18 protein-coding genes are annotated in these 21,230 nt (G+C 60.5%); 11 read left to right on the top strand and 7 right to left on the bottom strand.

Translation table 11 applies throughout. From position 1 onward, the window contains the following. Positions 1–116: 116 nt before the first annotated feature. Together ACA070_RS29900 and ACA070_RS29895 are read left to right on the top strand one after the other, a co-directional pair. Positions 117–2,015, top strand: coding sequence for an FTR1 family protein (locus ACA070_RS29900; RefSeq protein ID WP_497449400.1), 1,899 nt, complete (start codon positions 117–119; stop codon positions 2,013–2,015). A 108-nt stretch (positions 2,016–2,123) separates the two neighbouring features. Next, complete coding sequence (locus ACA070_RS29895) at positions 2,124–2,579, top strand: YaiI/YqxD family protein (protein WP_497449399.1); 456 nt, start codon at positions 2,124–2,126, stop codon at positions 2,577–2,579. 117 nt (positions 2,580–2,696) lie between these two features. Here ACA070_RS29895 and elbB read toward each other — a convergent pair whose 3' ends face one another. Beyond that, positions 2,697–3,365 carry an isoprenoid biosynthesis glyoxalase ElbB gene (gene elbB / locus ACA070_RS29890; protein WP_497449398.1) on the bottom strand — a complete coding sequence of 223 codons (669 nt, stop codon included), beginning with the start codon at positions 3,363–3,365 and terminating at the stop codon, positions 2,697–2,699. 116 nt (positions 3,366–3,481) lie between these two features. Here elbB and ACA070_RS29885 point away from each other — a divergent pair, with 116 nt between their 5' ends. Beyond that, positions 3,482–4,717, top strand: a complete 1,236-nt coding sequence (locus ACA070_RS29885) for a sterol desaturase family protein (RefSeq protein WP_497449397.1) — start codon at positions 3,482–3,484, stop codon at positions 4,715–4,717. Here the strand turns inward: ACA070_RS29885 and ACA070_RS29880 are convergent. After that, on the bottom strand, positions 4,698–5,321 hold the full coding sequence (locus ACA070_RS29880) for a DedA family protein (protein WP_497331789.1): 624 nt from the start codon (positions 5,319–5,321) through the stop codon (positions 4,698–4,700). The two genes, ACA070_RS29885 and ACA070_RS29880, sit on opposite strands and share 20 nt — an antisense overlap. 207 nt (positions 5,322–5,528) lie before the next feature. Between ACA070_RS29880 and hemB the strand changes: the two genes are divergently transcribed. Continuing rightward, on the top strand, positions 5,529–6,542 hold the full coding sequence (gene hemB / locus ACA070_RS29875; RefSeq protein WP_222588946.1) for a porphobilinogen synthase: 1,014 nt from the start codon (positions 5,529–5,531) through the stop codon (positions 6,540–6,542). Positions 6,543–6,560: 18 nt separating this feature from the next. Further along, positions 6,561–8,783 (top strand): polyphosphate kinase 1, encoded by a 2,223-nt coding sequence (gene ppk1, locus ACA070_RS29870; RefSeq protein WP_497449396.1) that lies wholly within the window; start codon positions 6,561–6,563, stop codon positions 8,781–8,783. Between the two features lie 184 nt (positions 8,784–8,967). Here the strand turns inward: ppk1 and ppx are convergent, their stop codons facing one another. The 5 genes from ppx to ACA070_RS29845 form a co-directional block, all read right to left on the bottom strand. After that, positions 8,968–10,470 (bottom strand): exopolyphosphatase, encoded by a 1,503-nt coding sequence (gene ppx / locus ACA070_RS29865; RefSeq protein WP_497452040.1) that lies wholly within the window; start codon positions 10,468–10,470, stop codon positions 8,968–8,970. A 244-nt stretch (positions 10,471–10,714) separates the two neighbouring features. Continuing rightward, positions 10,715–11,452: an amino acid ABC transporter ATP-binding protein gene (locus ACA070_RS29860; RefSeq protein WP_497449395.1), complete on the bottom strand. Its 738-nt coding sequence runs from the start codon at positions 11,450–11,452 to the stop codon at positions 10,715–10,717. Further along, positions 11,439–12,089: an amino acid ABC transporter permease gene (locus ACA070_RS29855; protein WP_497449394.1), complete on the bottom strand. Its 651-nt coding sequence runs from the start codon at positions 12,087–12,089 to the stop codon at positions 11,439–11,441. The genes ACA070_RS29860 and ACA070_RS29855 overlap by 14 nt, the downstream gene beginning before the upstream one ends. After that, on the bottom strand, positions 12,086–12,754 hold the full coding sequence (locus ACA070_RS29850; RefSeq protein WP_497449393.1) for an amino acid ABC transporter permease: 669 nt from the start codon (positions 12,752–12,754) through the stop codon (positions 12,086–12,088). The genes ACA070_RS29855 and ACA070_RS29850 overlap by 4 nt, the downstream gene beginning before the upstream one ends. Positions 12,755–12,775: 21 nt before the next feature. Next, positions 12,776–13,561 carry a transporter substrate-binding domain-containing protein gene (locus tag ACA070_RS29845; protein ID WP_497449392.1) on the bottom strand — a complete coding sequence of 262 codons (786 nt, stop codon included), beginning with the start codon at positions 13,559–13,561 and terminating at the stop codon, positions 12,776–12,778. A 256-nt stretch (positions 13,562–13,817) separates the two neighbouring features. Here ACA070_RS29845 and ACA070_RS29840 point away from each other — a divergent pair, with 256 nt between their 5' ends. From ACA070_RS29840 to ACA070_RS29815, 6 genes are all read left to right on the top strand, one after another. Continuing rightward, positions 13,818–14,525 carry a FadR/GntR family transcriptional regulator gene (locus ACA070_RS29840; RefSeq protein ID WP_497449391.1) on the top strand — a complete coding sequence of 236 codons (708 nt, stop codon included), beginning with the start codon at positions 13,818–13,820 and terminating at the stop codon, positions 14,523–14,525. Positions 14,526–14,645: 120 nt separating this feature from the next. Continuing rightward, entirely contained in the window at positions 14,646–14,975 is a 330-nt protein-coding gene (gene trxA / locus ACA070_RS29835; protein ID WP_008150340.1) for a thioredoxin TrxA, read from the top strand. Between the two features lie 248 nt (positions 14,976–15,223). Then, the gene (rho, locus tag ACA070_RS29830) at positions 15,224–16,483 is read left to right on the top strand and encodes a transcription termination factor Rho (RefSeq protein WP_007942421.1); all 1,260 of its coding nucleotides are present in this window, start codon (positions 15,224–15,226) and stop codon (positions 16,481–16,483) included. Between the two features lie 148 nt (positions 16,484–16,631). Beyond that, entirely contained in the window at positions 16,632–18,641 is a 2,010-nt protein-coding gene (locus tag ACA070_RS29825; RefSeq protein ID WP_497449390.1) for an acyltransferase family protein, read from the top strand. A 59-nt stretch (positions 18,642–18,700) separates the two neighbouring features. Next, entirely contained in the window at positions 18,701–20,167 is a 1,467-nt protein-coding gene (gene ubiD, locus ACA070_RS29820; protein WP_007942423.1) for a 4-hydroxy-3-polyprenylbenzoate decarboxylase, read from the top strand. Continuing rightward, positions 20,167–21,135, top strand: coding sequence for a CDP-6-deoxy-delta-3,4-glucoseen reductase (locus ACA070_RS29815; RefSeq protein ID WP_497449389.1), 969 nt, complete (start codon positions 20,167–20,169; stop codon positions 21,133–21,135). The genes ubiD and ACA070_RS29815 overlap by 1 nt, the downstream gene beginning before the upstream one ends. The last annotated feature ends 95 nt before the right edge of the window (positions 21,136–21,230 follow it).

Here is a 21,230-nt window from a genome sequence, read left to right as displayed (position 1 = left end):
GACTTGGATGATGGCACTTTGTTCCTGTACTCCAGCGGCCTCCGCAGACAAAGCTTGAGTGAAAGTCATTGGAAGTGAACAATGTGTTACTTCGTATTTCCAATTGAGATTCATTCATGACTGCCCCGTCCCGTTTCCTGGCCTGGCTGGTGTTGCCGTTGTTTGCCTTGTGCAGTTTCAATCTGCTGGCCGACACCGTGGAAGGCGCGCCGCAAGCCCTGCATTTGCTTGATTACATCGGGGCGGATTACCCGCATACGGTGCAAGGGGGCAAAGTCACCGACGAGTCCGAATACCGCGAGCAGCTGGAATTCATCAAGGTGTTGCAAGGCTTGATCGCCGCGATGCCGGCCAAACCGGAAAAAGCCGGGCTGGAGCAAGGCGTCAGTGCGCTGCGCAACGCCATCGCTGCCCGTCAGGACGGCGCAGACGTGGCCCGTCAGGCTCGGCAACTCGGTGCAAAACTGGCCGTGACCTATGAAGTCAGCCAAGCGCCGATCATTACCCCGGACCCGACTCGCGGGGCGCCGCTGTATGCCCAGAATTGCTCGGTCTGTCACGGCGATACGGGAGCCGGCGATGGCCCGGCGGGTGTCGGTCTGACGCCGCCCCCGGCCAATCTGCGTGACGCGGCACGCCTGGACCACCTGAGCCTCTACGCGATCTACAGCACCTTGGGCCTGGGCGTCGAAGGCACGGACATGCCGGCCTTCGCCGATCAGCTGGACGATCGTCAGCGTTGGGACCTGGCAACCTACATCGCCAGTTTCAGCGCCGATCCGGCCGCAGCAAAATCCGAAAAGACCTACAACATCGCCGACCTGGCGCGTCAGACGCCGGCCGAAGTGCAGGCTGCCGATGGCCCACAAGCCGCCGCGACGTTCCGTGCCCAGCGGGCACAACCGCCGCAGGTCAAGCGGGGCCCGGCGCAGTTGCTCGACTACACCGCGGCAACCCTGGACAAGAGCCTTTTGGCCTACCGTGCCGGCGATCACGATCAAGCCTATGACTTGTCGGTAGCGGCCTATCTGGAAGGCTTCGAGTTGGTCGAGAGCTCGCTGGACAACGTCGACGCCAACGTGCGCAAGGACACTGAAAAATCGTTGATGGCTTACCGTCAGTCGTTGCAGGACGGTTTGCCGGTGGCCCAGGCCCAGGAGCGTCTGGACGCGGCCAAGGCCAAGTTGAAGGAGTCCGCCGGGTTGCTGGGCAGCGACGGCTTGAGCTGGTCCCTGAGCTACATCTCCGGTTTGCTGATTTTGCTGCGCGAAGGCCTGGAAGCGATTTTGGTGTTGGCGGCAATCCTGGCGTTCCTGCGCAACACCGGCCAGCAGTCGGCGGTGCGCAGCGTCAACGTTGGTTGGGGCCTGGCGTTGTTGGCCGGTCTGGCAACCTGGGCGCTGGCGGCGTACGTGATCGATGTCAGCGGTTCGCAGCGTGAATTGCTGGAAGGTGCCACGGCATTGTTTGCCGCCGTCATGGTGCTTTGGCTCGGTGTGTGGATGCACGACCGTCGCCATGCGGCGGCGTGGCAGGACTACATCAAGAGCAGCCTGGTGGGCGGCGGTGGACGCTTCGGCTTCGCGACGCTGGCGTTTTTCTCGGTGTATCGCGAGCTGTTTGAAGTGATTCTGTTCTACGAGACCCTGTGGCTGCAGGCAGGTCCCGCCGGGCATAACGCGGTGCTGGCCGGTGGCGCGACGGCGCTGGTGTTGCTGGTCGGGCTGGCGTGGGTGATCCTGCGCGGCTCGCAGAAACTGCCGCTTTCGTTGTTCTTCAGCATCAACGCCGGACTGCTGTGCGCGCTGTCGGTGGTGTTTGCCGGGCATGGCGTGAAGGCGTTGCAGGAAGCCGGGATCTTCGGCACGCGGCCGGTGCCGTTCTTTGACTTCGACTGGCTGGGCATCCACGCGGATGCGTATTCGTTGAGTGCTCAGTTTGTGGCGATCGTTGCGATCATTGTGTTGTATGGCCGTAGCTGGGTGGCCGAGAAACGGCGGTTGCAGGTTTCTTAAAAGCATTCGCTGCGCTCATATTCGCGGGCAGGCTCGCTCCCACAGGTTTAGCGTTAACCTTGTGGGAGCGTGGCTTGCCCGCGATGCTTTTCAACTGAGGAAAACACGATGCGTGTCTGGATCGATGCCGACGCCTGCCCTCGGGCGGCCAAGGATCTGGTGGTGAAGTTCGCCCTCAAGCGTCAGTACGAAGTGGTGCTGGTGGCCGGGCAGCCGCAGATCAAGCCGGGGCTGGCCCTGGTGAAGCTGATCGTGGTGCCAAGCGGCCCGGATGCCGCCGATGACTATCTGGTGGAACACGCGGTGCCGGGTGAGCTGGTGATTTGCAGCGACGTACCGCTGGCCGATCGGCTGGTGAAAAAGGGCGTTGCCGCGCTGGATCCACGGGGCAAGGAGTTCGATGCGCAGAACATGGGCGATCGGTTGGCGGTGCGTAACCTGTTCACCGATCTGCGTGAGCAGGGCCAGATGAGCGGCGGACCGGCGCCGTTTGGTGAGCGTGAGAAACAGGCATTTGCCAATGCGCTGGACCGGATACTCACGCGGCTGACCCGCAAAACCTGAGCCTTACAAAGAACCCTGTGGGAGCGAGCCTGCTCGCGATGGCGGTTTAACAGTCAACATATGCGTTGAATCTTATGGCCTCATTTCGAGCAGGCTCTCTCCCACATTTGAATCGGGTCAGGCGTCGTTTTCGTGGGTCAGTTCAAGGACGCGGTCGACCAGTTTGTTGATCCCCGATGCGGCTTCACTGATGCTCTGCGCCAGCATGTACGCCGGGGTGCACACCAGTTTGCGCGCCTTGTCTTCGACAATGTCGCTCACCGCGCAATCTTTATGGGTAGCGCCCATCTTGTTCATGGCGGCTGCCGTTTCGGCGTCGTTGCCGATGGTGCAGGTCACGCCCGGCCCATAGATTTTCGCCGCCAGCGCCGGCGAAATGCAGATCAACCCCACCGGTTTGCCCGCTTCGGCAAACGCTTCGGTCAGCGCCAGGACGTCCGGTTGAACCGTGCAACCGGCGCCTTCGACGGCGAAGTTCGACAGGTTCTTGGCCGCACCGAAACCGCCGGGCACGATCAGCGCGTCGAAGTCTTCGACGCTGGCCTCACGAATATCCTTGATGTCGCCCCGGGCGATCCGCGCCGATTCCACCAGCACATTACGCGACTCGGGCATTTCGTCGCCGGTCAGGTGATTGATCACATGCAATTGCGAGATATTGGGGGCAAAGCACTGTACCTGAGCGCCACGCTGGTCCAGACGCAGCAAGGTAATCACACTTTCGTGGATCTCGGCGCCGTCGTACACGCCACAGCCGGAAAGGATCACTGCAATTTTTTTGCTCATGGGTTTTTCTCCAGATTCATGGCGTTAAATGTCCACTAATTTGTCACTCGTTGCCATAGGGTTAATTCGCGGCTACACCTAGCATCTGTCCTCAAGATTCCGATCAGGGCGCGTCAATGGACTTCATTCTGTATGCGGTGCCGTTTTTCTTTGTGCTGATTGCCGTCGAGCTGCTGGCGGACCGTTGGCGCGGGGTGAGCAATTATCGGGTGGCGGATGCGATCAACAGCATCAGCACCGGGGTGTTGTCGACCACAACGGGCCTGTTGACCAAAGGCGTCGGCCTGGTGACTTATGCGTTTGCCCTCAAGCATCTGGCGCTGTTCGAACTCGCGGCCGACAGCGTCTGGGTCTGGGTGTTTGCCTTCGTCCTCTACGACTTCTGCTACTACTGGCTGCATCGCATGGGCCACGAGCGCAACATCCTCTGGGCCGCGCATTCGGTGCATCACCAGAGCGAGGACTACAACCTCTCCACGGCCCTGCGCCAGACCAGTACCGGCTTCCTGCTGAGCTGGTTTTTCTACCTGCCGATGGCGGTGCTGGGCGTGCCGCTGCTGGTGTTCATCAGCGTCGCCGCGCTGAACCTGCTGTATCAATTCTGGGTGCATACCAAACACATTCCCAAGCTCGGCTGGTTCGAGTGGTTCTTTGTCACGCCGTCCAATCATCGGGCTCACCATGCACAGAACGCTCTCTACATGGATCGCAACTACGGCGGGGTGTTCATTATTTGGGACCGTCTATTTGGCTCGTTCCAGGAAGAGGACGACAACGAACCGGTGATTTTCGGCGTGACCACGCCGTTGGCGAGCTGGAATCCGCTGTGGGCGAACGTGCAGTTTTACGCGCAGCTTTGGGATGACGCGCGGCGGGCTGAAAGCAGATGGGACAAGCTGCGGATCTGGTTCATGCGCACCGGTTGGCGGCCAGCGGATGTGGCGGCCAGGTACCCGATGAACAAGCCGGACTTGAGTCAGTTCCGCAAATTCGAGGTGCCGCTGGACGGGCGTCAGCAGCTGTATGTGGCGCTGCAGTTCTGCGTCTACATTGCGCTGGGCAGCTACTTGATGAACCTGGAACCGCGTTTGCCGACAGCAGCGTTGGTGTTGGGCTGGGGCGCGGTGGCATTGGGGTTGTTTACGTTGGGCATGGCCCTGGAGAATCGCCCGCAGGCATTGAAGCTGGAGCTGCTGCGGCTGGTATCGAATGTGCCGCTGGTGTGGCTGGCGCCGGTGGTCGGGCTGTGGCCGGCCAGCGCGGTGGGCTGGATCGGCCTGCTCAGCTACAGCCTGCTCAGCGGCATCGGTCTCTACTGTTGCAGGGGCCGTTTCACTCGATTGGCGTCTTAGTCTCGGCGGCCTTGGCCAGTTCGGCTTGCTCGTCGGCGTAGATCTTCTTCGCCAGACGGGCATTCTTGAAGCGTCGGCGCAGCCACAGGCCCAGACCCAGTATCAGCAGCGCGCCGAGCACCCACAGTTCGTACTTCTTGACGCTGCCCAGCATGCCTTCGAGCACCGCGCCGAAGTGATACGCCGCCGCAGCCAGTGCAGCCGCCCAGATCGCAGCACCAATCCCGTTAAGCAGCAGATAACGTCCCGGTGGATAACCCGACAGGCCGATCGCCACCGGCATCACTGTGCGCAATCCATAAACGAAGCGGAAGCTCAGCACCCAGATGTCCGGGTGCTTGCGGATATGTTCCAGCGCCCGGTCACCCATCAATTGCCAGCGCGGTTTGCGCGCGAGCAATTTGCGGCCGTGTTTGCGCCCGAGGAAATACCACAGCTGATCGCCGGCATAACTGCCACAGAACGCCACGATCGTGACGATCTTGATGTCCATGTATCCGCGGAACGCGAGGAAGCCTGCGAGTACCAGGATGGTTTCGCCTTCGAAGAACGTGCCGAGAAAGAGGGCGAAGTAGCCGAATTCCTGAAGAAATTGTTGGAGCATTGTCTGGATGCTGGCGAAATGAACGCGCAGCCTAACCCTTCGGGCACATTCATGAAAGTGTCCAAATGTGTCTCGACGTGAACAATTCCTACAAGGACAATGGAATGCGGCTACGTGACGCAGGGATGCACATAACTGTCATACGTTGGTCATAATGGCCGCTTATAACTGTCACGCTCGCCCCCAGCGCGGGCTCAGGAGTCTGCCGTGAGCTTTACCCCCGCCAACCGTTTGTTTCCTGCAACCCGCCTGCGTCGCAACCGCCGTGATGATTTCTCGCGTCGACTGGTCCGTGAAAACGTTCTGACCGTCGATGACCTGATCCTGCCGGTGTTCGTGCTGGATGGTGAAAACCGTCGCGAAGCGGTGGCGTCGATGCCGGGTGTCGAGCGCCTGACCATCGATCTGTTGCTCGAAGAAGCGGCCAAGTGGGTCGAGCTGGGGATTCCGGCGTTGGCGCTGTTCCCGGTCACGCCGCCGGAACTCAAGTCGCTGGACGCTGCCGAAGCCTGGAACCCGGACGGCATTGCACAACGCGCCACTCGTGCCTTGCGTGCGCAGTTCCCGGAGCTGGGGGTGATCACCGACGTTGCGCTCGACCCGTTTACCACCCACGGTCAGGATGGCATCCTCGATGAAGAAGGCTACGTGCAGAACGACATTACCGTCGACGCACTGGTCAAGCAGGCCCTGTCCCACGCCGAGGCCGGCGCTCAGGTGGTGGCCCCGTCGGACATGATGGACGGTCGCATCCAGGCAATCCGCGAAGCGCTGGAGCTGGCCGATCACGTCAACGTGCGGATCATGGCCTACTCGGCGAAATACGCGAGCGCCTATTACGGCCCGTTCCGCGACGCGGTGGGTTCGGCGCTGAACCTGGGCAAGGCCAACAAGGCCTCTTATCAGATGGACCCGGCCAACAGCAACGAAGCCCTGCACGAAGTGGCGGCCGACTTGTCAGAAGGCGCGGATATGGTCATGGTCAAGCCAGGCATGCCGTATCTGGACATCCTTTACCGGGTCAAAGAAGAATTTAAAGTGCCGACCTTTGTGTATCAGGTCAGCGGTGAATACGCCATGCACATGGCGGCCATCCAGAATGGCTGGTTGAGCGAAGGGGTTATCCTCGAATCCCTGACCGCTTTTAAACGTGCAGGTGCTGATGGCATCCTGACTTACTTTGCCGTGCGTGCCGCCCAATTGTTACGAGAGCAGAAATAGCCCTCCCAGGAACATTCCATGAATACCGAAGGACTCACTGAAGTTGCCGTAAAAGAAGCTCAACCCGTGGTCGAGCAAATCGCCGAGACCCCGCCGGAGCTGGAGCCCGCTCCGCCCGCGGCGGTGTCCGAAACCGCAACAGCGGCACCGGCGATTGCCATTCCCGGTCTGGATGACAGCAGCCTGTATATCCATCGCGAGCTCTCGCAACTGCAGTTCAACATCCGCGTGCTGGAACAGGCGCTGGATGAGTCCTACCCGTTGCTGGAGCGGTTGAAGTTCCTGCTGATCTTCTCCAGCAACCTGGACGAGTTCTTTGAGATTCGCGTGGCCGGTCTAAAGAAGCAGATCACCTTCGCCCGTGAACAGGCCGGCGCCGATGGCCTGCAACCGCACCAGGCCCTGGCCCGCATCAGTGAGCTGGTGCACGGTCACGTTGACCGCCAGTACGCGATCCTCAACGATATTCTGTTGCCGGAACTGGAAAAACATCAGGTCCGCTTCATCCGTCGGCGCCACTGGACCACCAAGATCAAAACCTGGGTGCGCCGCTATTTCCGCGACGAGATCGCGCCGATCATTACCCCGATCGGCCTCGACCCGACGCACCCGTTCCCGTTGCTGGTGAACAAGAGCCTGAACTTCATCGTCGAGCTCGAAGGCATCGACGCCTTCGGTCGCGATTCCGGTCTGGCGATCATCCCGGCGCCACGCCTGTTGCCGCGCGTCATCAAGTTGCCGGAAGAAGTGGGCGGCGCGGGCGACAACTATGTGTTCCTGTCGTCGATGATCCACGCGCACGCCGATGACTTGTTCCAGGGCATGAAGGTCAAGGGCTGCTACCAGTTCCGCCTGACCCGTAACGCCGACCTTTCCGTCGACACCGAAGATGTAGAAGACCTGGCCCGCGCGCTGCGCGGCGAGTTGTTCTCCCGTCGCTACGGTGACGCGGTGCGTCTGGAAGTGGCCGACACCTGCCCGAAACAGTTGTCCGACTACTTGCTCAAGCAGTTCAACCTGCACGAAACCGAGCTATACCAGGTCAACGGTCCGGTCAACCTGACCCGCCTCTTCAGCATCACCGGTCTGGACAGTCAGCGTGAGCTGCAATACATGCCGTTCACCCCGCAGATCCCGAAACTGCTGCAGAACAGCGAGAACATCTTCAGCGTGATCAGCAAGCAGGACATCCTGTTGCTGCACCCGTTTGAGTCGTTTACCCCGGTGGTCGACCTGCTGCGTCAGGCTGCCAAGGACCCGCATGTATTGGCGGTCCGCCAGACTCTGTACCGCTCCGGCGCCAACTCGGAAATCGTTGATGCGCTGGTGGATGCCGCACGTAACGGCAAAGAGGTCACGGCGGTGATCGAATTGCGCGCGCGGTTCGATGAAGAGTCCAACCTGCAACTGGCCAGCCGTCTGCAAGCGGCCGGTGCGGTGGTGATCTACGGCGTGGTCGGCTTCAAGACCCACGCCAAGATGATGCTGATTCTGCGTCGCGAGGCCGGCGAGATCGTGCGTTACGCGCATTTGGGTACGGGCAACTACCACGCGGCCAACGCCCGTCTGTACACCGACTACAGCTTGCTGACCTCCGACGATGCCTTGTGCGAAGACGTTGGCAAACTCTTTAGCCAGCTGATCGGCATGGGTAAAACCCTGCGCATGAAGAAGCTGCTGCACGCGCCGTTCACGTTGAAGAAGGGCATGCTCGACATGATTGCCCGTGAAACCCAGTTCGCCCTCGACGGCAAACCGGCGCACATCATCGCCAAGTTCAACTCGCTGACCGATCCGAAGATCATTCGCGCGCTGTACAAGGCCAGTCAGTCCGGGGTGCGTATCGACCTGGTGGTGCGCGGCATGTGCTGCCTGCGGCCAGGCATTGCCGGAGTTTCGCACAACATCCACGTGCGCTCGATCATCGGCCGTTTCCTGGAACACACCCGGGTCTTCTACTTCCTCAATGGCGGCGAAGAACAGATGTTCCTGTCCAGCGCCGACTGGATGGAGCGCAACCTCGACAAGCGCGTCGAGACTTGCTTCCCGGTGGAGGGCAAGAAGCTGATCATGCGGGTCAAGAAAGAGCTGGAGCTTTACCTGACCGACAACACCCACAGCTGGAGCCTGCAGGCGGACGGTCGTTACATCCGCAACACGCCGACCGGCAACCAGAACCCGCGCAGTGCGCAGGCGACCTTGCTGGAGCGGTTGGGTAGTCCGATCCTGACCGTGCGTTAACGCACAAGTCGGGTAAAAAAAATGGCGATCCCTGCGGATCGCCATTTTTTTTAGTTCCGCCTGAGTAACCTGTGGCGAGGGAGCTTGCTCCCGCTGGACTGCGCAGCAGGCCTTCTTTTGGGGCCGCTTCGCAGCCCAGCGGGAGCAAGCTCCCTCGCCACAGGGATTGTGCCCGCTCCGGTTTTTAGCGGACGTTCAGGGTAAAGCTGACCCGGGTCAGCCATTCCGCTTCCAGGGCGAAGTCGGCCTGGGTCAGTTGGTTTTCGTCCAGCCAGTTTTCCGGAAACAACACATCTAGGCTGTCGCGCTTGGCGTGCAATACCACCTGCGGCATCTCTTGGGTGCCGCGGATGTGATGGAACAGGATCGCAAAGCGCAGCAGCACGCACAGGCGGATCAGCTTGATGCCGTCATCGCCAAAATCGGCAAACCGGTCCCGGGGAATATTGCGGCGGTGGCCACGCACCAGTAGCGCGAGCATCAGCTGGTCCTCGCGGGAGAACCCGGCCAGGTCCGAGTGCTCGATCAGGTAGGCGCCGTGCTTGTGGTACTGATAGTGAGCGATGTCCAGGCCCACTTCATGGACCTTGGCGGCCCAGCCGAGCAGTTCGCGCCAGACGCCGTCATCCAGGTCCCAATCCTTGGCCACTTGATCGAAGGCGTGCAGGGCTTTGCGTTCGACCCGCGCCGCCTGTTCCAGATCGACGTGATAGCGCTCCATTAGCGAGCTGAGCGTGCGCTCACGGACGTCTTCGTGGTGATGACGGCCCAGCAGGTCATAGAGCACGCCTTCACGCAGGGCGCCTTCACAGTGGTCCATGCGTTGCAGTTCGAGGGCGTCGAAAATGGCTTCGAGAATCGCCAGACCCGCAGGAAAAATCGCACGACGGTCGGGCTTGATGCCTTCGAAGTCGATTTTCTCGACATCGCCCAGCTTGATCAGTTTGCGCTTGAGCCAGGCCAGGCCTTCGGCATTGACCTCGCCCGTGCCATGACCGCCGGCCTTCAGTGCCAGGCCGATAGCGCGGATGGTGCCCGAGGAGCCGATGGCTTCATCCCAGGTCAGGCGGTGCAGGGCGTGTTCGATGCTCATGATCTCCAGCCGCGCTGCGGTGTACGCCTGGGCGTAGCGGGCCGGGGTGATCTTGCCGTCCTTGAAGTAGCGCTGGGTATAACTGACGCAGCCCATTTGCAGGCTTTCGCGCAGCAGCGGTTCAAAGCGCTGGCCAATAATGAATTCGGTACTGCCGCCGCCGATGTCGGCCACCAGGCGTTTACCCGGCGTGTCGGCGAGGGTGTGGGACACGCCGAGGTAGATCAGGCGCGCTTCTTCACGACCGGAGATGACTTCCACCGAGTGGCCGAGGATTTCTTCGGCGCGGCGGATGAATTCGCCGCGGTTGCGGGCTTCACGCAGGGCGTTGGTGCCGACGATCCGCACGGCGCCGGAGGGCATACCGTTGATCAGTTGGGCAAAACGCTTCAGGCAATCGAGCCCGCGCTGCATGGATTCTTCGTTGAGCTGGCGCTCTTCGTCGATGCCGGCGGCCAGCTGAACCTTCTCCCCGAGACGCTCGAGAATACGGATTTCGCCGTTCTGGGCCTTGGCCACGACCATGTGAAAGCTGTTGGAGCCCAGGTCGATTGCGGCGATCAGGGACAGATTCTTGGCTTGGGATTGCGGCATGGTCATGGGGTCTCGGTCGATAACCTCGACATCGTGCCACGATCAAAGGCTGCCGCCAACGCGCAGCGTTCAAAGCCTTGACCCAGAGCACGGACGGCAATGGTTCCTGTGGCGAGGGAGCTTGCTCCCGCTCGGCTGCGCAGCAGTCGCAAAACCTGCACATGCGATCTACTTGAAAGCGAGGTGATAGTTTTTAGGGCCGCTGCGCAGCCCAGCGGGAGCAAGCTCCCTCGCCACAAAGGGTTTAGCCTGTTGCTTCAACGGTGCCAATGAAGTTAGCCAACTCCGCCGTCTGCGGGTTCGCAAACAATATCTTCGGATCCCCCACCTCATGCACCTTGCCCTGATGCATGAACACCAACTTATCCCCAACCTCCCGGGCAAAACGCATTTCGTGGGTGACCATGATCAACGTCATGCCTTCCCTGGCCAGTTGCCGGACCACGCTCAGCACCTCATTAACCAATTCCGGATCCAGCGCCGAGGTGATCTCGTCGCACAGCAGCACCTTCGGCGACATCGCCAGCGCCCGGGCAATCGCCACGCGCTGTTGCTGCCCGCCCGACAGGCGATCCGGGAAGGCATCAAATTTCTCGCCCAACCCGACCCGTTCCAGCATTTCCCGCGCCAGCTCGACAGCCTTGGCCTTCGGCACTTTCTGCACCACTTGCGGCGCGAGCATCACGTTCTCGCCCACGGTCAGGTGCGGGAACAGGTTGAACTGCTGAAACACCATCCCGACTTTCTGCCGCAGGCTGCGCAGATCGGCACGGGCGGCGTCGAGGTATTCGCCGTCGACTTCGATCACGCCGTCGTTGATCGATTCCAGTCCATTGAGGGTGCGCAGCAAGGTGGATTTGCCCGAGCCGCTGCGGCCGATGATCGCCACTACCTGGCCTTCCTCGACGCTCAGGTCGATGCCTTTAAGTACATGGTGGTCGCCGTAATATTTATGCAGGGCGGAAATTCTAAGCAGAGGCATGCAGTCTCCTTTCCAGGTAGCGCGCACTGAGGGACAAGGGGTAGCAGAGCAGGAAGTAACCGAGGGCCACGAGGCCGTAGACCATGAAGGGTTCGAAGGTCGCGTTGGCGAGCATGCCGCCGGTTTTGGTCAGCTCGGTGAAGCCGATGATTGAGGTCACGGCGGTGCCCTTGACCACTTGCACCGAGAAGCCCACGGTCGGCGCCACGGCAATCCGCAGCGCTTGCGGCAGAATCACGTAGCGCAGTTGCTCCAGCGGGTTGAGCGCCAGGCTCGACGAGGCTTCCCACTGGCCGTTGGAAATTGAATCGACGCAGCCGCGCCAGATTTCGGCCAAATACGCGCTGGTGAACAGCGTCAGGGCCAGCGCCGCCGCCATCCACGGCGAAATCTCCACGCCGGCCAGCGACACGCCGAAAAACACCAAAAACAGCTGCATCAACAGCGGCGTGCCCTGGAACAGCTCGATGTACGTGCGGGCAATGTTGCGCGCCCAAGGCTTTTTCGAGATGCGCATGACCATGATCAGCAAGCCGATCAGCCCGCCACCGATAAATGCCACCAGTGACAGCGCCAGCGTCCATTGCAGGCCGGTGAGCAAGTTGCGCACGACGTCCCAGAACGTGAAATCGCTCATTGGCTGCTCCTCGTTATGTAACGACGCCCGATCCAGTTCAGCAACTGACGGATCAGCAGCGCCATGCACAGGTACAGCAGCGTGGTCAGGGCATAGGTTTCAAAGGCGCGGAAATTGCGCGATTGAATGAAGTTGGCGGCAAAGCTCAGCTCCTCGGTGGCGATCTGTGAGCAGACTGCCGAGCCGAGCATGACGATGATGATCTGGCTGCTCAGGGCCGGCCAGACTTTGCCCAGCGCCGGCAGCAGGATCACGTGGCGGAACGCTTCGAATCGGCTCATCGCCAAGGCAGCAGCGGCCTCCAGCTGTCCTCGGGGGATTGCCTGGATGCCGGCGCGGATGATCTCGGTCGAGTAGGCCCCGAGGTTGATCACCATCGCCAGCACCGCCGCTTGCCATTCCGAAATCTGCACGCCCAGCGACGGCAAACCGAAGAAGATGAAAAACAGCTGCACCAGAAACGGCGTGTTGCGGATCAACTCGACGTAGACCCCGAAGATCGTCGAGAACGGGCGGATATTCCACGCCCGCACCAACGCCCCGACAATGCCCAGGCCTACGCCGAACACAGCGCCGATGGCCGTCAGTTCAAGGGTGAACAGCGCACCGCGCAGCAGCAGGTCGGTGTTTTGCACCACCGGCAGAAAGTCGAACTGATAGGCCATAGCAAGTCTCCCGAGCGACGATCAGAGATCGGCCGGCAACGGCTCTTTCAGCCAGGTCCGGGAGTTCTTCTCCAGCGCGCCGTCGGTTTTGGCGGTGGCGAGGATCTGATTGACCTTGCCCAGCAGCGCCGGCTCGTTTTTGTTCACGCCGACATAGACCGGCGAGTCCTTGAGCTTCACTTTCAGTGCAGGCACGCGTTTCGGGTTTTTCTCGCTGATTGCCACCATCACCACGTTGCCGCTGGCGATCAGGTCGACTTGCCCGGCGAGGTAAGCGGCGATGGTCGAGTTGTTGTCTTCAAAGCGTTTGATGGTCACGCCTTCGGGAGCGATTTTGGTCAGTTCGATATCTTCGATGGCACCTCGGGTAACGCTGATGGTTTTGCCCTTGAGGTCGTCCAGGCCTTTGATGTCGGCGTCTGGCGGACCAAACACGGCGAGGTAGAACGGCGCATAGGCGCTGGAGAAATCGATGACTTTCTCGCGCTCGGGGTTCTTGCCCAGGCTGGAGATCACCAGATCGACCTTGCCGGTGGTCAGGAACGGGATGCGGTTGGTGCTGTTGACCGGGGTCAGTTCAAGTTTGACCTTGAGTTGGTCGGCCAGCAGTTTGGCGGTGTCGATATCGAGGCCGCGAGGTTTCATGTCGGGGCCGACCGAGCCGAACGGCGGAAAGTCCTGAGGCACCGCCACTTTGAGGACGCCGCGTTTGACCACATCCTCCAGGCCGTCGGCGTGAACGGGCGCCTGGCTCAGCATCAGGCTGGCAAACAGGGCGGTGAGCAGGGCGCTGTAACGCAGGGTCATGGCAAATCTCCGGATCGGCGAGAAGTGATTTCTGCGGATCGACAGAGCATGGGCCATGCCAAGAAGCGATTTTGGGTGCCCCAGGCCACGGTTTTGCTGGATTCATTCGGTCTTACTGGTCTGAACAGTGCAACGGCGTTTCGCACCCTCATAGCGCATCCGTGAAACGTGCCGAACCCCCATGGGGCACGACTTGCCGGGCGCCGCGAATAGCTTTACAACTAGCCGCTCATTGTCCTGGTTCGTCTGAAAAACCATGAATTCGATTTCCCGAGCCGTACCTGAAGTGGCGCTGCAAGCCATCCGGAAACTGATCACCGAACAGGGTTTTGTGCCCGGCGATGCCTTGCCTTCCCAGCGGGACCTGGCGGTGCAGTTGGGGGTCAGTCGGGCGTCGCTGCGTGAGGCGTTATCGTCGCTGAGTGCGTTGGGCGTGATCAGCATCCAGCCAGGCAAGGGTGTATTCGTGCAGTCGCCGGTCGATTTGCCGCGCGGCGATGCGGCGCTGAGCTGGCCCTTCGCGGCCCAGGCATCGCCGTTGGATATTTTCCAGTTGCGCTATGCCCTGGAAGGCTTTGCCGCCGGTTTGGCCGCGGTGACCCTGAGCACGCACGAACTCGATACGCTGGAAGACAACGTGGCCGCCATGCGCAACGAATTGAAGGCCGGGGACTTCGAGGCCGCGGCGCGACTGGATTTCGAGTTCCACCGACGCATCCTGCTGGCCAGCGGTAATCAGGCGATGCTGAGCATCCTGACGGCCAGCGCCGAGATTTTTCTGGAGAGCCAGAAGCTACCGTTCATCCGGGCCGAACGGGCCATGGAAACCTGGCAGGAGCACCGCAAAATCCTCCGCGCACTGGCCCGGCGCTCGTCCGGCGCGGCGCAGAAGGCCATGCAGGAACATGTGCGCAATGCAGCCCTGCGCACCGGAATTGCCTTCATCGCTCCCGCCACCCCGTGACTTGAGCTATACCCAAAGTCATGCGGCACCATAGCGAGACTCAATCAACTGCACCTTCCTGAACGAGGGAAGGGCGGCTATGATGGGCCACGTTTTTTTGCTTACAACCTGGAGACTTCCATGAGCAGCGATCTTATCAAACACGTCACCGACGCTAGCTTCGACGTCGACGTCCTCAAGGCCGAAGGCGCTGTACTGGTCGACTACTGGGCTGAATGGTGCGGCCCTTGCAAAATGATCGCTCCTGTTCTGGACGAAATTGCTGAAACCTACAAAGGCAAACTGACCGTTGCCAAGCTGAACATCGACGAGAACCAGGAAACCCCGGCCAAGCATGGCGTGCGTGGTATCCCGACGCTGATGCTGTTCAAGAACGGTAACGTTGAAGCGACCAAGGTCGGCGCACTGTCGAAGTCGCAACTGGCTGCCTTCCTCGACGCCAACATCTAAGCGTTGTCATAAAGCGTCAGGAAAAGGCCCCGCATATTGCGGGGCCTTTTCGTTATTGAGGGCTAGACGCTCCGAAACTCAGGTGGTACATTCGGCCCCGCACTGGTTTCTCCATTGCCCCCTGCTAGCCGTCGCCGACGCACTCCTTTTCGAATAAGTACGCGATCCTGTCGCCTTCTCTGCGGCGCGGCCTCATTAAGCCAAAAGCTTAATTTCCCCCCCTCCATAAATGATTACGTCATTCCTATATGAATCTGACTGAACTCAAGCAAAAGCCGATTACCGAACTGCTCGAATTGGCCGAACAGATGGGCATAGAAAATATGGCCCGTTCGCGCAAGCAGGACGTGATTTTCTCCCTGCTCAAAAAGCACGCTAAAAGCGGCGAGGAAATCTCCGGTGATGGCGTGCTGGAGATTCTCCAGGACGGCTTCGGCTTCCTGCGCTCCGCTGACGCTTCCTATCTCGCCGGCCCGGACGACATTTACGTCTCGCCGAGCCAGATCCGTCGCTTCAACTTGCGCACCGGTGACACCATCGTTGGCAAGATCCGCCCTCCGAAGGAAGGCGAGCGTTATTTCGCGCTGCTCAAGGTCGACACGATCAACTACGATCGTCCCGAGAACGCGAAAAACAAGATTCTCTTCGAGAACCTGACCCCGCTGTTCCCGACCGTGCGCATGAAGATGGAAGCCGGCAACGGTTCCACCGAAGACTTGACCGGTCGTGTCATCGACCTGTGCGCCCCGATCGGCAAAGGCCAGCGCGGTCTGATCGTTGCACCGCCGAAAGCCGGTAAAACGATCATGCTGCAGAACATCGCGGCAAACATCGCTCGCAACAACCCTGAAGTTCATCTGATCGTATTGCTGATCGACGAACGTCCGGAAGAAGTAACCGAAATGCAGCGCACCGTGCGCGGCGAAGTAGTTGCCTCGACGTTCGACGAGCCGCCAACCCGCCACGTGCAGGTTGCTGAAATGGTGATCGAGAAGGCCAAGCGCCTGGTCGAACACAAGAAGGACGTGGTGATCCTGCTCGACTCCATCACCCGTCTGGCTCGCGCCTACAACACCGTGATCCCGAGCTCCGGCAAAGTGCTCACCGGTGGTGTCGATGCCCACGCCCTGGAGAAACCGAAACGTTTCTTCGGCGCCGCGCGGAACATCGAAGAAGGCGGTTCGCTGACCATCATCGCCACCGCGCTGGTTGAAACCGGCTCGAAGATGGACGAAGTGATCTACGAAGAATTCAAAGGCACCGGCAACATGGAACTGCCTCTGGACCGTCGTATCGCTGAAAAACGCGTCTTCCCGGCCATCAACATCAACCGTTCCGGCACCCGCCGCGAAGAGTTGCTGACGGCCGACGACGAGTTGCAGCGCATGTGGATCCTGCGCAAGCTGCTGCACCCGATGGACGAAATCGCTGCCATCGAGTTCCTGGTCGACAAGCTGAAAACGACCAAGACCAACGACGAGTTCTTCTTGTCGATGAAGCGTAAGTAAGACGGTTTTTCAACCGCTAAAGATGGCGTCCTTCGGGACGCCATTTTTTTTTGCGGAAAAAGGGGAGGTTTACGGCTACGGTTGGTCAGTACAAAGGCAAAATGGGCATGCGCCCCAAAAAAACAATAACTGACTGGCCTTACTGTTTATGAGCACGCTTGCTTACCGAAGGGATATTGACGGCTTACGCGCAATCGCCGTGATTGCCGTGGTGCTGTTCCATTTTGGTGTTCCAGGGTTTACCGGCGGATTCGTCGGAGTGGACATCTTCTTTGTGATTTCCGGCTACCTGATCACCTCAATCATCTGGAACCAGCGCCAGGCCGGACGCTTCAGCTTTGTCGATTTCTGGGCCCGTCGTGCCCGACGAATCCTCCCGGCGCTGTTTGCGATGATCATTGCCGTGCTGGCGGTGGGCTGGTTCCTGCTGGCACCCAAGGACTATGAAGAACTGGGGCGCTCGGTGCGCTACCAGGTGATGTTCGTTTCCAACATCCTGTTCATGCGTCAGGACGGCTACTTTGACGTTGCTTCCGATCTCAAGCCGTTGCTGCACACGTGGTCACTGGCGGTTGAAGAGCAGTTCTACATCGTCTTCCCGCTGTTGCTGACGCTGTTGTCGAGTCGCCTCAAACATTGGCGCCTGGCGCTGTTTGCGGTGTTGCTGGTGTCCTTCGGCCTCAGTGTCTGGTCCGTTGCGCATCATCCTGAAAAAGCATTTTTCCTGTTACCGATGCGTGCCTGGGAGTTGTTGGCCGGCGCGATGCTGGCTGTTGCGCCCAGAGGCCCATGGCGCCTGACCACCGCTGGCGCTCAAGTGGTCAGCCTGACCGGGTTCGGGATGATTCTGCTGGCGGTGGTGTTTTACGACAGAACCACGCCATTCCCCGGTGCAGCGGCATTGCTGCCGACGCTTGGCGTGGTTGCGCTGATCTGGGCCAACGGCCACCGGCAGACCCTGGTCGGTGGATTGCTGGCCAGTCGCATGCTGGTCGGGCTCGGGCTGATTTCCTATTCCTGGTACCTGTGGCATTGGCCGGTGTTTGTCTTCGCCAGCTACGCCAGTGTCGAGGAGCCCGGTTCGTTTGATGTTGCCGGATTGATACTGCTCAGTCTGGTGCTGGGCTACTTGTCGTGGCGTTTCGTCGAAACGCCGTTCCGTGAGCGGCGGCTGTTGGCGGGGCGTCGGCAGATTCTGCTGGCGGCGGGCGTTGGTGTGCTGGTATTGGGTCTGGCCGGTCAAACGTTGCGCTGGACCGATGGCTTGCCTTCGCGCTTGTCCGATCAAGCGTTGCAGTACGCCACAGCGAAGGAATGGCGACCGGAACTGATGCGGTGCCTGGCCGACGACAAAACCCCTGACGACAAGCTCTTCTGTCACTACGGGGCGTCAGCGCTGTCCTCACGGGTGCTGGTCTGGGGCGACAGTCACGCGACTGCGCTGATTCCGGTGTTCGATGAGGGGGCGCAACAGCATGGCATCAGCGTGATTCTCACCAGTTCCCCGGGCTGCATCCCGGTTGAAGGGCTTGAACACGATCAGCGATGTGCCCGTTTCAATCGCCGGGTCGAGCAGGCCTTGAAGCCGCAATCAGTGAGCGACGTAGTGCTGGTCGCGCGCTGGAGCCTGTATCTTTATGGCGACGCGAAAGGCGATCTCGGGCATGCACTGAAAGATTCTCGTGGTCGCTACGACCGGGCCAATGCCGAGCAGCAACTGGCCGATGGATTACAGGCGACCGTCCGGCAATTGCGCAATGGCGGGCATCGCGTCTGGCTGGTCAAGGAAGCGCCGCTGCAACAATTCAGCCCGCCTTATCGCCTCAGCCGCCTGGCCATGTTGCATCGTCCGACCGATGACGTCGGGCTGGCAGTGGCCAGGCACTACAAGCGTCAAGCCTTCATCAGCCAACTGTTCGCGAGCATTGCGGCGGCCAACTCGGACGTGACCGTGGTGGATCCGGCACCGTTGCTGTGTGATCAGGCGGGCCTGTGCCGTGTCGAGCTCGACGGCCATTCGCTGTATACCGATGACAATCACCTGTCGGAGGTCGGTGCATGTTTCATCGCGCCGGTGCTTGAGCCGCTATTCAAGCGGTTGCAAACCCAGACACCACCGGCAATGGCAACGCAAATGCGGCCAAGTAAGCAGCGATAAGCTGCCAGCGGACGGCAGAGCAGGTAGGATGTACGCCTATTTTAGGGGTGCCATCGTCAATGAAATTCAAGGATCTTCGGGATTTCGTGCAGCAGCTTGAGCAGCGCGGAGAGTTGAAACGCATCCAGATCCCCGTCTCTCCAGTGCTGGAGATGACCGAAGTCTGTGATCGTACGCTGCGGGCAAAAGGCCCGGCGCTGTTGTTCGAAAACCCGACCGGCTACGACATTCCGGTGCTCGGCAACCTGTTCGGCACCCCCGAACGGGTCGCCATGGGCATGGGCGCCGAGGCGGTCAGCGAGCTGCGCGAGATCGGCAAGCTGCTGGCCTTCCTCAAAGAACCTGAGCCGCCGAAAGGCCTGAAGGACGCGTGGTCCAAGCTGCCGATCTTCCGCAAGATCATTGCGATGGCGCCGAAAGTCGTCAAGGACGCGGTGTGCCAGGAAGTGGTCATCGAAGGCGACGATGTCGACCTGGCGATGCTGCCGGTGCAGACCTGCTGGCCGGGCGACGTCGGTCCGCTGATCACCTGGGGCCTGACGGTCACCAAAGGTCCGAACAAGGACCGCCAGAACCTCGGCATCTACCGTCAGCAAGTCATTGGCCGCAACAAAGTCATCATGCGCTGGCTGAGCCACCGTGGCGGCGCGCTGGATTACCGCGAGTGGTGCGAGAAGCATCCTGGCCAGCCGTTCCCGGTCTCCGTGGCATTGGGCGCTGACCCGGCGACCATCCTCGGCGCCGTGACGCCGGTACCGGACAGCCTCTCCGAATACGCCTTCGCCGGTCTGCTGCGCGGCAATCGCACCGAACTGGTGAAATGCCGCGGCAACGACCTGCAAGTGCCGGCCACCGCCGAGATCATCCTTGAAGGCGTGATCCATCCAGGCGAGATGGCCGACGAAGGCCCGTACGGCGACCACACCGGTTACTACAACGAAGTCGACAGCTTCCCGGTGTTCACCGTCGAGCGCATCACCCACCGGATCAAACCGATCTACCACAGCACCTACACCGGCCGTCCGCCGGATGAGCCGGCGATTCTGGGCGTGGCGCTGAATGAAGTGTTCGTGCCGATCCTGCAGAAGCAGTTCCCGGAAATCACCGACTTCTACCTGCCGCCGGAAGGTTGCTCGTACCGCATGGCCATCGTGACCATGAAGAAGTCGTATCCGGGCCACGCCAAGCGGGTAATGCTCGGTGTCTGGTCGTTTTTGCGACAGTTCATGTACACCAAGTTCGTTATCGTCACTGATGACGACATCAATGCGCGGGACTGGAATGACGTGATCTGGGCCATCACCACGCGCATGGACCCCAAGCGCGACACGGTGATGATCGACAACACGCCGATCGACTACCTCGACTTCGCCTCGCCGGTCTCCGGCCTGGGTTCGAAGATGGGGCTCGATGCCACGCATAAATGGCCGGGCGAAACCACTCGCGAGTGGGGCCGGGTGATCGTCAAGGACGACGCCGTGACCCAGCGGATCGATGCCATCTGGAATCAGTTAGGAATAGATTGATGCGTGTAACCTTGCAGCCCTCCGGAGCAGTGCTAGAGATTCTGCCCGGCGAGCGGATTCTCGATGGCGCGCGGCGCATGGGCTTTGACTGCCCGCAAAGCTGCCGCAACGGTAATTGCCACGTGTGCGCGGCGTTGCTGGTGGAAGGTCGGGTCGAACAGGCAGGCCATGTGCGCGACCACGGCGAGTTCTACACTTGCATGGCAGAGCCGCTGGAAGACTGCATCGTGCTGTGGGATGGCGTGCTCGCGCTGGGAGAATTGCCGGTGCGCAGCTTGTCGTGTCAGGTCATTGAGTGCAGGGATGTGGGCGGCGATACCTTTCGCGTGCACCTGCGAGCGCCGGCCGGCAAGCCGCCGCGTTATCACGCCGGCCAGTACCTGATGATCGAGCGTGAGAACGGCGAGAAATCCGCCTTTTCCCTGGCCTCGGCACCCCATGCCGGGCGAGACCTGGAAATCCATGTGCTGGCGCGCGAAAGCAGTGCGCAGAACCTGATCGAACAACTGCAAGGCAACCCGCTGGTGCGGATCGAGATGCCGTTCGGCGATACCCACTTGGCCGAATTGCCGGACGGTCCGCTGGTGCTGATCGCCGCTGGCACCGGCATGGGCCAGATCCACAGCCTGATCGAACATTGCCGGGCTGCGGGCTTCAAGCACCCGGTGCATCTGTATTGGGGCGTGCGTCGGCCAGAAGACTTTTATGAAATCGAGCATTGGGATGAATGGCTGAAACTGCCCAATCTGTTCCTGCATAAAGTCGTCAGCGATCAATGCGGCTGGCAAGGGCGCTGCGGGATGCTGCATGAGGCGGTGTGTGAGGATTTCCCGGAACTGAAATCCTTGCATGTGTATGCCAGCGGCTCACCGGCCATGGTCTATGGCACGCTGGATGCGCTGGTTGACGCGGGGATGGATGCGCATCAGATGCGTGCTGATGTGTTTGCGTACGCGCCTAGAGGATAACGTCGACCCTGTAGGAGCGAGCCTGCTCGCGATGGGGGCCGGGACAACGCGTTCATCCTGTTGCAGCGCGTTATCGTTGACCTCCATCGCGAGCA

The organism is Pseudomonas sp. LBUM1678 (assembly GCF_059695575.1).
The sequence above is the reverse complement of the archived record's forward strand: the minus strand, read 5'-3'. Positions and strand labels throughout refer to the sequence as shown.

Excerpts from the sequence above, each read along its gene's own strand:
- ACA070_RS29900 (WP_497449400.1), top strand. The coding sequence starts at position 117 with ATGACTGCCCCGTCCCGTTTCCTGGCCTGGCTGGTGTTGCCGTTGTTT.
- ACA070_RS29895 (WP_497449399.1), top strand. The coding sequence starts at position 2,124 with ATGCGTGTCTGGATCGATGCCGACGCCTGCCCTCGGGCGGCCAAGGAT.
- elbB (WP_497449398.1), bottom strand. The coding sequence starts at position 3,365 with ATGAGCAAAAAAATTGCAGTGATCCTTTCCGGCTGTGGCGTGTACGAC.
- ACA070_RS29885 (WP_497449397.1), top strand. The coding sequence starts at position 3,482 with ATGGACTTCATTCTGTATGCGGTGCCGTTTTTCTTTGTGCTGATTGCC.
- ACA070_RS29880 (WP_497331789.1), bottom strand. The coding sequence starts at position 5,321 with ATGCTCCAACAATTTCTTCAGGAATTCGGCTACTTCGCCCTCTTTCTC.
- ppk1 (WP_497449396.1), top strand. The coding sequence starts at position 6,561 with ATGAATACCGAAGGACTCACTGAAGTTGCCGTAAAAGAAGCTCAACCC.
- ppx (WP_497452040.1), bottom strand. The coding sequence starts at position 10,470 with ATGCCGCAATCCCAAGCCAAGAATCTGTCCCTGATCGCCGCAATCGAC.
- ACA070_RS29860 (WP_497449395.1), bottom strand. The coding sequence starts at position 11,452 with ATGCCTCTGCTTAGAATTTCCGCCCTGCATAAATATTACGGCGACCAC.
- ACA070_RS29855 (WP_497449394.1), bottom strand. The coding sequence starts at position 12,089 with ATGAGCGATTTCACGTTCTGGGACGTCGTGCGCAACTTGCTCACCGGC.
- ACA070_RS29850 (WP_497449393.1), bottom strand. The coding sequence starts at position 12,754 with ATGGCCTATCAGTTCGACTTTCTGCCGGTGGTGCAAAACACCGACCTG.
- ACA070_RS29845 (WP_497449392.1), bottom strand. The coding sequence starts at position 13,561 with ATGACCCTGCGTTACAGCGCCCTGCTCACCGCCCTGTTTGCCAGCCTG.
- ACA070_RS29840 (WP_497449391.1), top strand. The coding sequence starts at position 13,818 with ATGAATTCGATTTCCCGAGCCGTACCTGAAGTGGCGCTGCAAGCCATC.
- trxA (WP_008150340.1), top strand. The coding sequence starts at position 14,646 with ATGAGCAGCGATCTTATCAAACACGTCACCGACGCTAGCTTCGACGTC.
- rho (WP_007942421.1), top strand. The coding sequence starts at position 15,224 with ATGAATCTGACTGAACTCAAGCAAAAGCCGATTACCGAACTGCTCGAA.
- ACA070_RS29825 (WP_497449390.1), top strand. The coding sequence starts at position 16,632 with ATGAGCACGCTTGCTTACCGAAGGGATATTGACGGCTTACGCGCAATC.
- ubiD (WP_007942423.1), top strand. The coding sequence starts at position 18,701 with ATGAAATTCAAGGATCTTCGGGATTTCGTGCAGCAGCTTGAGCAGCGC.
- ACA070_RS29815 (WP_497449389.1), top strand. The coding sequence starts at position 20,167 with ATGCGTGTAACCTTGCAGCCCTCCGGAGCAGTGCTAGAGATTCTGCCC.